This is a genomic window from Hymenobacter sediminis, from assembly GCF_003231285.1.
In the GTDB taxonomy this organism is placed as follows: Bacteria; Bacteroidota; Bacteroidia; order Cytophagales; family Hymenobacteraceae; genus Hymenobacter; species Hymenobacter sediminis.
Genome location: NZ_QKNS01000003.1, coordinates 327758 through 341485 on the forward strand (window position 1 = coordinate 327758; position 13728 = coordinate 341485).

9 protein-coding genes are annotated in these 13728 nt (G+C 60.7%); 3 read left to right on the forward strand and 6 right to left on the reverse strand.

Features of this window, described 5'->3' with window-relative positions:
• Positions 1 to 61: 61 nt before the first annotated feature.
• On the reverse strand, positions 62 to 370 hold the full coding sequence (locus DNI29_RS10515; RefSeq protein ID WP_123823204.1) for a hypothetical protein: 309 nt from the start codon (positions 368 to 370) through the stop codon (positions 62 to 64).
• Positions 371 to 636: 266 nt separating this feature from the next.
• On the opposite strand from DNI29_RS10515, the gene DNI29_RS10520 reads away from it, so the two are divergent.
• Positions 637 to 1431, forward strand: coding sequence for an SDR family NAD(P)-dependent oxidoreductase (locus DNI29_RS10520; RefSeq protein ID WP_110978061.1), 795 nt, complete (start codon positions 637 to 639; stop codon positions 1429 to 1431).
• Between the two features lie 95 nt (positions 1432 to 1526).
• On the opposite strand, the gene DNI29_RS10525 is transcribed toward DNI29_RS10520, so the two are convergent.
• From DNI29_RS10525 to DNI29_RS10540, 4 genes are all read right to left on the reverse strand, one after another.
• Positions 1527 to 2048, reverse strand: coding sequence for a DinB family protein (locus DNI29_RS10525; protein WP_110978062.1), 522 nt, complete (start codon positions 2046 to 2048; stop codon positions 1527 to 1529).
• Between the two features lie 118 nt (positions 2049 to 2166).
• Entirely contained in the window at positions 2167 to 3123 is a 957-nt protein-coding gene (locus DNI29_RS10530) for a helix-turn-helix transcriptional regulator (RefSeq protein WP_110978063.1), read from the reverse strand.
• 40 nt (positions 3124 to 3163) lie between these two features.
• Positions 3164 to 5896: a PAS domain S-box protein gene (locus DNI29_RS10535; protein ID WP_110978064.1), complete on the reverse strand. Its 2733-nt coding sequence runs from the start codon at positions 5894 to 5896 to the stop codon at positions 3164 to 3166.
• 63 nt (positions 5897 to 5959) lie between these two features.
• Positions 5960 to 9013 (reverse strand): CheR family methyltransferase, encoded by a 3054-nt coding sequence (locus tag DNI29_RS10540; RefSeq protein WP_162303575.1) that lies wholly within the window; start codon positions 9011 to 9013, stop codon positions 5960 to 5962.
• 250 nt (positions 9014 to 9263) lie between these two features.
• On the opposite strand from DNI29_RS10540, the gene DNI29_RS10545 reads away from it, so the two are divergent.
• Positions 9264 to 10304 (forward strand): chemotaxis protein CheB, encoded by a 1041-nt coding sequence (locus DNI29_RS10545; RefSeq protein WP_262510214.1) that lies wholly within the window; start codon positions 9264 to 9266, stop codon positions 10302 to 10304.
• A gap of 138 nt (positions 10305 to 10442) precedes the next feature.
• Positions 10443 to 10799: a DUF3140 domain-containing protein gene (locus tag DNI29_RS10550; protein ID WP_110978264.1), complete on the forward strand. Its 357-nt coding sequence runs from the start codon at positions 10443 to 10445 to the stop codon at positions 10797 to 10799.
• Between the two features lie 129 nt (positions 10800 to 10928).
• On the opposite strand, the gene DNI29_RS10555 is transcribed toward DNI29_RS10550, so the two are convergent.
• The gene (locus DNI29_RS10555) at positions 10929 to 13568 is read right to left on the reverse strand and encodes a PAS domain-containing sensor histidine kinase (protein ID WP_110978067.1); all 2640 of its coding nucleotides are present in this window, start codon (positions 13566 to 13568) and stop codon (positions 10929 to 10931) included.
• Between the last annotated feature and the right edge of the window lie 160 nt (positions 13569 to 13728).

The following is a 13728-nucleotide window of genomic DNA, read 5'->3' on the forward strand; positions in this document are numbered from 1 at the left end:
CTGCTACAACACGCGGAGCCTGCTGCGAGTTTGCCACCGGCCTCAACTACCTACCGCCTACCTACCGCAAGCTAACCCAGCTGGGCCCAACGGGCAGGGCCAACGGGTGGGCCTGCACAATGGGGGTAGCCCCCATGAGCGCGCCAGCCCCATTTTGATATTGAACAACATACTCAGGGGCGGTGCCTAGTGGCAGGGCAGACGTATCGAGGAAGGGGCTGCGGGCATTCTGGGCGATGCACTGCCAGCCTTCCAGCTGGCAGCGGCGGTACACGTAGGCAAAGCACCCGGGAGCCGGGGTAAAATCGAGGCGGCGCCCGGCAGGTACCAGGTGCAGCTGAAGAGAAGAAGTAGAGGTAAGCTGGTTCATAGCAGGTAGCAGCAAAGAGAAGCGGAAACAGCGGCGGGCACTTGGGCCCTGCTGGCTACTGGCTAAACGACCTGAGCAGGCCTTCAGGTCCCGGTTTTTCACGGATTTACGTTTCAGAAAACCCCGGTTTTACCCCTCCGTATTCTGCCGGGAAGCTGGCCGCTGAACCGTGTTTTTCGCGGGTACATAATCCGGGGATAGGCTAACTACCTTGCCTTGAAAGCGTAGGAAAAAGCCACCACCTCACTGCTAACTTTCTTTCCGCTATGACAACCAACGCATCCTACGCCCTGGTAACGGGCGCAACCAGTGGCATCGGCCACGAACTAGCCAAACTGCTGGCCCAGGACAACTACAACCTGGTGCTGGTAGCCCGCAACCAGCAGGAGCTAGACCAAACCGCTGCCGAGTTTCGGGAGCAATACAATGTGGAGGTAGAAACTATTGCCCAGGATTTGTTTCAGCGCGATGCTCCCTTTGCCGTGTACGAGGCCGTGAAAGCCAAAGGCATTCAGGTAGATGTGCTGGTGAACAACGCTGGCCAAGGCCAGTACGGCGAGTTTATTGAAACCGACATCAACCGGGAGCTGGATATTATTCAGCTGAACATTGGGGCCTACGTGGTGCTCACCAAGAAATTCCTGCAGGAAATGGTAGCCCGCAACGAAGGCAAGATTCTGCAGGTTTCTTCCATTGGGGGCGAGCTGCCGGGGCCGCTGCAGTCGGTGTACCACGGCACCAAGGCCTTCATTACCTCGTTTACGGAAGCCATCCGGGAAGAAACCAAGGAAACCGGCGTGACCATTACCGCCCTGCTGCCCGGCGTGACGGACACCGACTTCTTTAACAAGGCCGACATGACGGAGTCGAAGCTAGTGAAGGAAGGCAACCCCGCCGACCCTGCTCAGGTAGCCAAAGACGGCTACGACGCTCTGAAAGCCGGCAAAGACAAAGTAGTGTCGGGCTTCATGAACAAAGTGCAGGTAGCCGTCAGCAACATCATCCCCGATAGCCTGGTGGCCGCCAACCTGCACGAGCAAGGCAAGCCCAGCGAGAAGTAAGCGCCCGGTTTTGCGCTTTTACCACAGCCCCTATCACCTCCGCGGTGGTAGGGGCTGTGTTGCTATACGGTTGCTGAGTAGCGCGGGGGTAGCGGTTAGGGGCGGTACTCCTCGTCGGCGGAGGGACCGTAGATGCTGGGCACGGGCACCCCGAGCAGGCGCAGGTACACCGAGAGCTGGCCGCGGTGATGCACGCTGTGGTTGATAAGGTGGCGTACTACCTCAGCCCGGGTAAGGCGCATGATGATTTGCTCGTGGTAGCGCATCGTCCAGGTTTGCTCGAAGGTTTCGGGGGTAGCAGCCGTGAGCGCCGCGCAGGCTGCCGCCCCGCTCTCCTGCAGGCGCTGCAACAGCTCGGCGGTGCTGGTGGGCGGGGCCAACTTTGGGTCATCGTAGCTGCTCAAATCCAGCTCGTCCGTTTCGAAGGTGTTGGCAATGCCCCCAATCAGGTCGATGACGTGCATAACCAGGACGCCCAGCGTCATGGATTTGGGGTGGGGCTGCCAGGAAAATTGCGCTACGGGGGCGCGTTCCAGCACACGGCGGGTTAATTCCAGCTCGTGCTGCAGCTCGGGGAGGAGGGCCTGGGTTAGGGGGGCAAGCAGGGTAGCTTCCATGAGTAAGGTTGAAGTGTGGTGGATGATACTTCAAACCTAGAGGCCCCTCCTGACAGCCCTATGTCAGGAGGGTAGCAGAAAATTTTCAGAAAGTAACCGGCCAGGCAAAGCCTGTAGGTTAGCCGAAATAGACGTAGGCCTGACCCACCAGTTTGCGCACCTGCTCCCGCAGCTCCGGCGGCGACACAATGGTAGCCTGCCCGGCAAAGAGCAGGAGCCAGCGCGCCAGGTACTCAAAGTTGCAGGCCAGAAACGTGACTTCCCGCCAGCCATCGGGGAGGGCCTGCTCGTGGGCCCACCCGAAATGATGCTTGTTTTCCTCCACATGGGGGAGGGCCTCGGGGCCGAAGCGCACCACGGCGGCGTTGGTCTGGCGGCGCTGGGCTTCCTGGGCCCAGTAGGTTTGCAGGGTATCGGGGCGGGGCTCAAAGCGCTCCTCGCGCAGGTGCAGGCTGGCAATCCGGTCGAGGCGGAAGTCGCGGAACTCCTGGCGCAGGCGGCAGAAAGCTACTACGTGCCAGTAAAGCCCAAAGTAGATGCCGATGGGCTCCACGTCGCGGCGGGTGGGGGCGCCGTGGTAGCCGGCGCGGTACTCCAGCGTTACTAGCTGGCGCTGGGCAATGCTGGTGAGCAGGGGCTGGTGCAGGTTGGCAGGTGGGTCCGGAACGGCCAGGGTGCGCTGGTAGCGGGGCTGCAGAATGGTGATGCGCGGACTCAGCTCCTCCACGTAGTCACGGTCGGGGCGGCGGAGCACGGCCCGGAGCTTGTCCATGGCGGCATTGCTTAGCTGGGCCGTGTGGGCATCGGTGAGCTGGTGGGCCAGCTTTTCGGCCGTGAGCAGGGCCAGGGCTTCTTCGCGACTGAACATCACGGGCGGCAGGCGGTAGCCCTCGGCCAGGGAGTAGCCTACCCCCGCCTCGCCGCACAAAGGCACGCCGGCTTCTTCCAGGGTGCGCAGGTCGCGGTACACGGTGCGCAGGCTTACCCCGTAGCGGGTGGCCAGGTCCTGGGCCTTCACCACGCGGCGGGCCTGCAGCTGCACCAGAATAGCCGTAATTCGATCAAAGCGGTTCATCGCCTGCAAAGTAAGCGTCGGGCGGCTGGGGGCGGCTACCTTAGCTATTGACCGGGAAGGCAAGCGTGATGCTGGTACCGCGCCCCGGCCTCGACTGCAGGCTGAAGGTGCCGCCCAGCAGCCCCACCCGCGTGCGGATGCCGGCCAGCCCAATGCCGTTGCTGGGTTTGGCAAGGGTAGTATCCTCAAAGCCCACGCCGTCGTCTTCCACGCTTACGTGCAGGGTGCCGTCTTCGCGGGCTACCTGCACAAACACCTCGTGGGCCTTGGCGTGCTTCATCACGTTGTTGAGCAACTCCTGCACGCTACGGTACACGGTGGTTTCGAGGGGGCGGGGCAGGGGCTGATGCAGGCCGGAAAGGTTGAGGTCGATGGCCAGGGCCTGGGTAGGAATGCGCTTCACCAGCTCACGCAGGGCCGTTTCCAGCCCAAAATCTTCCAGAATGCTGGGCGTAAGCTCAAAGGAAATGGCCCGGGTGGCCCGAATGGCGTCGGCGAGCAGCTGCAGGGAGGTACGCGCGGCCTCCGAGGGAGGCAGCGTGTCGAGGCTCAGGCGGGTGGCGTACAGCAGCTGGCCTACGCCATTGTGCAGGCTTTCGGAAATGCGGCGGCGCTCTTCTTCCTGGGTGGTCAGGATGGCCGACAGCACCTCCTGCTGCTGGCGCAGCTTCAGGCGGGTGGCCTCGGCCAGCATCATGGCCCGCTCCGTCACGTCGCGGCCCACAATCAGCACCCCCGATACGGTGCCCTGGGTGTGCAGGGGCACAAAGTTGAAGTCCATAATAACCGGGCGGTTGCGGCCGTGCCAGTTCTGGTAGTCGCAGGGCTCCCCGGCCAGGGCCCGCATAAGGCGGTCGTGGATGGCGGGGTCGGAGGCCATGCCCGTGAGTAGGTCCTGGTAGGGGCGGCCCAGGGCCTCGGCTTCCGGCACCTGCACCAGGGTAGCCGTGCGGGAGTTCCAGGCCGTAATGTGCAGCTCGGTATCCAGGGCCACCACGCAGTCGACGGTGTTGTTGAGCAGGCTCTGGGTAAACTCCTTTTCGGCTTGCAGCTGCACGCGGCCCTGCTCGGCTTCCGTTACATCAATGGCAAACAGCACGGCCTGCTGGCGCTGCTGGTCAAAGAAACCGTAGTTCTGGTAATACAGCTTCTGGCCGCCGTATTCGGCCACGTCAATAAACGCTACCGGCTCGGCGGCCAGCAAGCGGCGGGCGGGCTCCGTCATGGAGGGAAATACGTCGAACAGGCTGCGGCCCACCAGCTCATTGTCGCGCACATCCAGGCGGCGCAGGCCCTGGCCCACCAGCTCCAGGTAGGTGCCATTGGGGGTAAGGCGGCCCAGAATAACGGGCAGGTGCACCAGAATATGCTCCAGCAGCTGGTTTTTGTAGTTCAGCTCTTCCTCGGCCTCGCGGCGCTGGGTAATATCGCGCATCAGCCCCACAAAGCGCCCCGGGTGACCGGGGGCGCTCTGCACAATCTTGCCCACCGCCGATACGTGCCGCACGGTTCCATCGGGCCACACTACGCGGTGCTCCAGGTCGAAGGGGGCGTGCTCCCGCGACGAGCGTTGCAGGGCCTCACTTACGCAGGCAAAGTCATCGGGGTGAATGGCGTCTTTGATGACCTGGAAGGGGGTAGGGTTGGGGTCAAAGGGGCGGCCGAAGATGGTTTGGGAGCGCACGTCCCACTGCACCAGGTCGGTGGTGTAGTCAATGGTCCAGACGCCGGTTTCGGAGGCGTTGAGGGCCAGGCGCAGCCGCTCCTCGCTTTCCCGGATGCGGATGGCCGCTTGCTTTTCGTGGGTGATGTCGCGCCAGGCGGCGTGTACCAGGTGCCCCCCGGTTTCGGGGTCTGGTATGGCCGTGAGCAGAATATCTTCCCAGAATTCCTCGCCGGTGGTGCGCATCCGGCACCACTCAAAGCGGCAGTAGCCTTTGCGCAGGGCTTCCTCCCAGTAGGCGTTGGCCTGCAGCGTGGAGAACAGCCCGTTGGGTTGCTTTTCGGGGGAGTAAGCCGCGGCGTGCCGGCCCAGCAGCTCCTCCTTGGTGCCAAGGCCCAGCAGGCGCAGGGCCGCCTCGTTGCAGTCTACAAAGCGGTTGTCGCGCATGAGCAGCATGCCATCTTCGCTTCTGTTAAAAAGAATGCGAAACCGCTCTTCACTGATTTCAAGCGCCCGGCGGGTCTGGTATTGCTCCGTTACATCGGTAAGGGCCAGCCGGATGGCGCGCGGCGGCAGCTCATCATTTTCGGCAGCCTGCCCCTCAATCCGGACATAGATGGGGGGTAGGCCCTCACGTAGCAATTGTACCGTAATTACCTGCGGCGCGCTGTCATGCTGCTGTAACAGGTTGTCCAGATAGTCGTTGAACTCCTGCCGGTTCTTCGGGGCCACGAACATAGCCAGGCGCCGCCCCACCAGCCCCGCGCGCAGGGAGCCCAGCAACTTGCTGGCCCGCAGATTTAGCTGCTCAATCACGCTGGATCCGGCTACCGTGCAGTAGCCCACCGGGGCAAAATCATACAGGCCTTCGTACTGCTGGCGCAGGCGCTCTGCCTCCCGCTGCGCCATTAGCAGCTCCTCGTACTGCATTTCCAGCTCAATCTGGTGCACCTGCAGGTCCTGCACTAGCTGCTGCACAATTGCCGGCGTATCGGGGGGTAGGCTATAGGTTGCATTGTGCCTCCGCTCCGCCCGAAGGCGTAAGTCCTGAAGTTGTTGCTGGGTGGTTGTAGAGGGCCTATGGTTGGCCTCGGTTTCAGCATCACTCATAGGGTAGGCAGCAAAAGAGAAAGAAGAAGCACAGCTGAGGCTTACGCGCAGATTGGGAACTCGTTATAGAAGAGCTGTGCTGCCATCTACGGCCTCTATGCCCAGCAGCACGCGGCCGGTGGGCTGCCCCTCCTGGAGCAGGCGGCGGGCATATAGGTTCAGGTGGCGAGGAGCCTGGCCCGGCACCTGCACCTCCAGCAGCAGGCCATCAAACTCCGTGCTATCGGAGTCGGAGTCAGGCTTCAGGAGTTGGAGCAGAGGCTCAATCAGGGCGGGCTGGTTGAGGACCCCCTGCCCGACGATGGTGAGCGAGGTGCCCAGCATTTCGTTGGTGGTAGTACCCATAATATGGGCAAAGGAGTGGTTGGCGAAGACCACTTTCAGGTCGCCATCAACGGCCAGAATGGGCTGGCGCATGGTTTCCTGCAGGCTGGCCGCCATCATGGCGCTGGCTTGCAGCTGGGCCTCCATGGTTTTCAGGCTCGTGATGTCGGAGAAGGTAATAACGGCCCCGCTGATGTAGTTATCGAGGGTGCGGTAGGGGAGAATGCGCATGGTGTACCACTCGCCGGAAGTTACCTGAATGTTGGTTTCCACGCTCACGAGCCGGTCGAGGACCTGCTGCACATCGCGGAGCAGCTTCTCGTAGCGCAGGGTGGAGGCAAAGTGGCTGAGCGGGCGGCCCACATCGGTAGGCATCAGGTGAATGATGCGGCCCACGGGCGGGGTAAAGCGCTTAATATTCATGTTGTTGTCCAGGAATATCATAGCTATTTCGGTGGCGTCCAGCAGGTTCTTCATGTCGTTGGCCGACTGCGCCAGCTCGTCGGTTTTGGCCATGTACTGCATGTTCAGGGTCATCAGCTCCTCGTTCAGGCTCTGCATCTCCTCCTTGTTGGTCATGGCCTCCTCGTTGGTGCTTTGCAGCTCCTCGTTGGCCGACTGCAGCTCTTCGTTGGTGCTTTTCAGCTCTTCCAGGGAGCTTTCCATTTCCTCAATGGTGGTTTGGAGGCGGTGCTTGGTATACTGCAGTTCCTTGTCGAGGGCGGTTACCACGGCGTCGCGGCTCAGCTCGCCGCTGGGGGCCTTGCTCAGGCGCACCTTGCGGGGGGTGGGCTGGTCCTCAAAGGCCACCAGTAGCAGGCCGGCCAGAGTCTCGGGCTCCTCCAGGTACTTTACCGAGAGGCGCAGCAGCTGCTGGCCGGCATCGGTTTTCACCCGCACGTTATCGAGCACCACGCTCTGGTGGGTTTGGCTGGCCCGGTGCACGGCCCCACTGATTTCGTAGCTCAGCTCCTCGCGGGCCATGTCGAAGAGGTTCATGCCGCTCAGGCCGGGGGCAGGCTCTAGGTATTTGCCCGTGCGGCCGTGCACGTACAGAATCTCGCCTTTAGGATTGATCACCACGGCTGGCGGAGCGTAGGTGTTCAGCAGGGTTTTCTGGACCTGGGCCGCGAAGGGGCCACTTTCACGGCGCCCCGTGAGGTTAGCAGACATGGTGGTGGTAGGGTGCGGCGAGGGTAGGTTCTGCTTCGACTTATCAAACGGGAAGTTAGCCAGACGGGGCAGGGCAGAGGCGGTTTCGGTGCGGCGCGAAATTTTCCACTTTATATCCAGGGGCTGAAACAGGTCCTGAAAGGTGGTGATGTTTTCGCTGGGCCCTAAAAACAGAATGCCGTCGGGGTTGATGGCGTAGTGAAATACCGGTATCAGGTTTTTCTGCAGCTCGGCGCTGAGGTAAATCAGCAGGTTGCGGCAGCAAAGCAAATCCAGGCGGGTAAAGGGCGCGTCCTTGTTGATGTTGTGCAGGGCAAACACCACCACGTCGCGCACTTCCTTCCGGATCTGGTAGTGGCCATCGAGCTTATGGAAAAAGCGCTGCAACCGCTCCGGGCTCACGTCGCCGGAAATATTATCGGTGTAAGTGCCGGTGCGCGCAAAGTCCACCGACTCGGCCGAAATATCGGTGGCGAAGATTTGAAGCTTGAGGTAGCGGGCGACGTCTATTTCATCGAGCAGCTCCAGCAGGATTATGCCCAGGGAGTAGGCCTCCTCGCCGGTAGAGCAGCCCGGCGCCCACACCCGAATGGTGCTGTCAGTTGGTTTGGCCTTGATAATGGGCCTGAGGTGGTTTTTGAGGTTTTCGTAGGCCTCCGGGTCGCGGAAGAACTTGGTTACTCCAATCAGCAGCTCCTTGAACAGCTGCTCCACCTCCTGGGGGTTTTCCTGGAGGTAGCGCACGTAGGTAGTAAACTCCTTGATTTGGTGGGAGTTCATGCGTCGCTCAATGTGCCGGAACACGGTGTTGCGCTTGTAGTAGCTGAAATCGTGGCCGGTTTGCTGACGAATGAGCAGAAAGATTTTCTGCAGGGCGTGGGCCGGCTTGGCCACCGAGTCGGGCTCCTGGGTGCGCAGGTGGCGACCCAGCGCAGGGCGTTCCACGTAGTCGAGCAGCTTGGCGGGCATCAGGTCCGGAGCCAGCACAAAATCCACGAATTCAGTAGCCATGGCCGCGCGCGGCATAGCGTCGAAGGAAGCCGTGGCCGGGTCCTGCACCATTACCATCCCGAAGTTTTCCATTACCAGCTTCAGGCCAATGCTGCCATCGGCGCCCAGCCCCGAGAAAATAATGCAAATGGCCCGCTCGCGGGCTTCCTTGGCCAGAGTCTGCAGAAAGAAGTCAATGGGCATGCGCCGGCCCGGAGTTTGGGTTGGCGCCAGCAGAAACAGGCTGCCGTTCAGGATGCTCAGGTCTTTGTTGGCCGGAATAACGTACACATGATTAGGGCGCACTTTTATCCCGTCGGTGACTTCCTCTACGGGAAGAGTGGTAAAGCGCTGCAGCACTTCCACCAAGCCGCTATTCTGGGTGGGCAGCAGGTGCGTGACCACCACGAACGCCATGCCCGAGTGGGGAGTAAGATGAGTTAAAAAACGCTCTACGGCCTCAATGAAGCCTGCCGAGCCGCATAAGGCTACAATAGGAAACTTATCGTTGGGGGCCGGCGCCTGGCGGCGCGGGCTGCGCGTTGCATTAGAAGCATCGGAGGTTTCGGTGCCCAGCTCTTCAGCCGGAAGGTCCTCGTCATTGAAAACCGGAGGGGTAGGAGGTGTCATGCAGGAAGTCAAAAAACCACAACCATTCAGCCGCATTTACTTAGCCGCCAATTGCCTAAAATAAGCCTGGTTATGAACTCAAATATACCGAAAGACTAGGGGCCGGAGGCACGCAAGTGCCTAGTTCTTGCGGGAAATCAAAAGCTCAACCAGAGCTGTTCATGGCTAACCCACGTACTTAGGCGTAGTTAGAAAACGCTGATCCTGCTTACTAAGCTGGGCATTTCCTCTTCTATCCAGTTTCTCGCCTGTGCCTGTTCCTGCTCCTTCTTACCTAATTGTTATTGGTACCTCTGCCGGAGGTATGCCCGCTCTGGTACAACTGGTGCAGCAGCTGCCGGCCTCGCTGCCGGCTGCTGTGCTGGTAGTACAGCACCTGTCTCCTGATTCCTCGGGTGAGCCGCTGGTAGAACGCATGAACGCTAACACCGGGCTGAATTGCAAGCTGGCCCGGCACGACGAGCCGTTGGAGGCCGGTATCCTGTACCTGGCTCCGCCCGACCGCCACCTGCTGGTAAAGGACAGCCGGGTGCTGGTTACCAAGGGCCCCCGCGAAAACAACTACCGCCCCGCCGCCGATGCCCTGTTCCGCTCGGCCGCCGTGGCCTACGGCCCCAACGTGGTAGGGGTAGTGCTTACCGGCATGCTGCACGATGGCACGGCCGGCCTCGAATTCATTAAGCGCTGCGGTGGCACGGCCGTGGTGCAAGATCCCGCCGACGCGGAGTACCCCAGCATGCCGGAAAGTGCTTTGCGCAATGTGGAAGTGGATTACGTGCTGCCCCTGGATATGATGGGCCGGGTACTGACGGAGCTGGTAGGAGTACCCACTCCGGTGCTGCCGGGCGCTGGCCCTATCCCCGAAGATCTGAAAGTGGAAGCTGCTATTGCCGAACGGATTGTGGGAAACATTGAAGACGTACAGAGGTTGGGCAAACAGGTACCCCTTACCTGCCCCGACTGCGGGGGCGCCCTCTGGGAGCTGAACCACGGCAATGTGCTGCGCTACCGCTGCCACACGGGCCACGCCTTTACGGCCGACGCGCTGCTGGAAAAGTCGCAGGATGTGATGGAGGAAACCTTGTGGGTAGCCCTGCGCATGATGGAGGAACGCAAAAACCTGCTGGCCAGCATGGCTTCGCACGGCAATAGCCCCTGGAGCGTGCAGCAGAATGAGAAGCTGGAGGAAATTAAGCGGCACGTAAACCGCCTGCGCGAGTTTCTGCTCAACGGTCATTCCCCGGTTTCGCCCCGCCCCGATGGCTCCAGGGACGATGCGCAGCTTCACTAGGGGTTACACGGCCAGCAAGGGGTAGGGCCCGAACTATGCACGAGCGGCGCGCAACCCAAACGGGTGGCCATCGTTGAGCTAGCAGTGGTTGATTTCATGATAATCAATCAATTCCAGCTCACTTTTACTACCCCTGCCATGGCCACCAATGCCTCCTCTTCCTCCAATCACGACATCCATGCCGACTTTAAGCGGGATGTAAACATGACCGCCGCCGAACTAGAAAAGTGGCTGAAAACCGACGAGTCGAAGTCGGTGGGGCAGGATAGTGGCGACGGCGCCAGCATTGGGCACCACTCCGGGAAGCGAATTGTAGAGATTCTGCGCAAGAAAAAGGCCGACCTCTCCGCCGCCGACGAGGAGCACATGCACAAGGTGCACAGCTACGTCAGCCGCCACCTGGCCCAGGGCCCTCATGATAAGAAAGACGTGGAGACGTCGCGCTGGCGCTACTCGCTCATGAACTGGGGCCACGACCCGCTCAAGGACAAGTAAACCACTTGCTGCCCCTGGCCGGGCTTTGGGCGCAGGCCGGGGGTAGGAAAATAAAGAAAGCCGTCTTGTGGCGCAGTATTCATCAGCTCCATAAGACGGCTTTTTGTATAACGGAGGCCTGAGTTGGCTTTATGGCTTAGCAGGGGGTAGGGAGGCAGCCGGGAAGTGGATATGAAAGGTGGTGCCCTCCCCGCTGGAGCTGCTAACGTCAATATGGCCCCCGCTCTGCTGCATAATGCGGTTAACCAGGTACAGCCCGAGCCCCGAGCCGGGTACGTGGTCATGGAAGCGCCGGAACATCTTGAACATATCTGACCCGAAGCGTGCCAGATCCATGCCCAGGCCATTGTCCTGCACCTCCAGCAGGGGGTAGCCCCCATCCGCTAATCGGCTCCTGACGCGCACTAGGGGCGGCCGCTCGGGGTGGGCGTATTTCAGGGCATTGCTGAGCAGGTTGTACAGCACGCTCTGCAGGTTAAGCCGCCCGAAAAGCAGCTGCGGAACCTCTTCGAAATCAAGTTCAAACTCGGCCTGCTGCTCGGCTATCTGGCTGCGGATGCTTTGCATTACGCTCTGGGTAAGGGGTAGCAGCTCTACCACCTCGGCCGGCAGGCCCTGGTTTACCCGCTCAGCCTGTACCACCTGCGCCAGCCCCTGAATAGTGCCCTGAATTTGGCTGAGCGCATCCTCGAACATAGCCATCAGCCGCTCGGCGTCGGGGTCGTGGAAGGTGGCGGTGCGCTTCAGCTCATAAAACACGCCGGCCATGTTGTGCACGGGCTGCTGCAAATCATGCGAGGCCGTGTACACAAAGTTGTCCAGGTCGGCGTTGATGCGGCTGAGCTGCTCGTTGGTCAGCTCCAGCTGCAGGTTGGCTTGCTGGGCCTGCTCGTTGGCGGTGCGCAGCTCTTTGTTGGAGGTAGCCAGCTTGCGGCTGGCCAGTTGCAGGGCCTCGGCCAGCTCTTTCTGCTCATGAATATCGGTGTTGGTACCAAACCACTGGCTGATGTTGCCCTGTTCATCGCGCAGGGCCAGGGCCCGCACCAGAAACCAGCGGTAGGCCCCATCGGCCCGGCGCAGGCGCGCTTCTGCTTGGTAGGGCTCCCCAGTGGTAAGGGTGCTTTGCCATAAGGTAATCATGGTCGGAGCATCCTGGGGATGAAAGAAACTGGCCCAGCCCATGCCCAGGGCCTGCTCCGGCGTGCTGCCGGTGTAAGCAAACCACTGCTCATTGAAATAATCGACGTTGCCGGCCGGGGTGGCCGTCCAGACCAGGTTAGAAATGGCATTGGTGAGGGTGCGGAAGGCCAGCTCACTTTTCTCGATCTGGCGGCGGGCCAGCACCAGGTCGGTTACCTCGTAGGCAAACACCAGCACGCCGTCAATGCTGCCACTATCATTGTAGCGGGGCTGCTGAATGTAGTTGAAGTAGCGGTCTTCGAGGTGGCCATTCTCGGGGCGGTTCAGGGAAATGCGCATACCCATTTCCTGGTGGGTAATGCCCGTTTCGTACACCTGCCGGAAGGTGCGGTACATAGAGTGGCCAGCAATTTCTGGCAGAGCATCCAGGATGGGGCGCCCAATCAGGCGGCGCCCCGGAAACAGCTGCTCATAGCCTGGGTTTACTAGCTCGAATACCAGATTAGGCCCATCGAGGATACAGATGGCGGCCGGGGCCTGCATAAATAGTCGTTCCAGCCGGGCCCGCTGGCGCTCGGCCTCGGCCTGGGCCCGGAGGGCATCCTGGGTGCGGGCCGCCACGCGGCGCTCCAACTCCTGGTTATTCGTTAGAATTTCCAGGTTCGCGGAATACAGCTCCTCGTTGGTAGCGGTCAGCTCCTCGTTGGTGGCGGCCAGTTCTTCGTTGGTTTCAGCCAGCAGGAACTCGCTGTTTTCCAGCCGGCGGCGGGCCAGTACCTGCTCGGTTACCTCGTAGGCAAATACCAGAATGCCATTAACGGCGCCGCCGGGAGCGTGCGTGGCCTGGTAGATGAAATTGTAATACCGCTCGCCCAGGCGCCCGGTGTTGTCGTGGTCGAGCTGCACCTGCATTTCCGTAGCCCGGAAGGTTTCGCCGGTGTGGTACACGCGGTCCAGCAGAGCAAAAATGGGTTGGCCAGCCAGCTCGGGCATGGCCTCGCGGATGGGTTTGCCCAGCAGCGGGCGGTTGCCTACCAACTCTTGGTACAGCGGGTTTACCAGCCGGAAAACGTGGTTAGGGCCCTCAAAAATGGTAATCATGGCCGGGGCCTGCATGAACAGGCTGTGCAGCTGGTTGCGCTGGTTTTCGGCCTCGGTGCGGGCGGCCTTCTCCCGGGCCTGACTTTCGCGCAGGGCATTTTCCACGGCCGTCCTCGACTGCTCGGCTGTATCGGTGAAGTTCACCAGCAGGGTGTCGCCTATGCGCTGGGCTACCAGGTGAAAATAGTTGTCGAGGCCGTCGCCCTGGTAATTGATGCTGTAGCGTTCCGGTCCGCTGGCGTGGTAGGCGCGGCAATGAAACTCGAATACGCCCGTCGTGAGCGTGTGGGGGTAGAGCTGCAGGTAAGTTTCGCGGGGCTGCTCCTGCAGACCCAGAATTGCCAGGGCCTTGGGGTTGAAGTGAACAATTTCGAAATCAACGATTTGGCGGCTGCCCTGGGTCGCGAAAATGGGTTTGTAAAGGGCTACACCAGTCAGGGAAATGGTCAGGAGCCCTTGCAGCAGGTCTTCGGCCGGTAAAGAACCCGGCGTGGCGGAGGAAGAAGTAGAAGCAAAGGTGTCGGACACGGCAAAGAAGGTAGCAGAAACAGGGAGCCGGCCCCCTGATGGTTGCTCCCAGAGTACAAGGATACGCCTAAACTACTGTGTCCACTCAGGAAATGTTGTGTATGAGCACAGAGTTGGTTTGGCGTAGCAAGTCCCAGATGCCTGATAGTAAGGGGTTCGT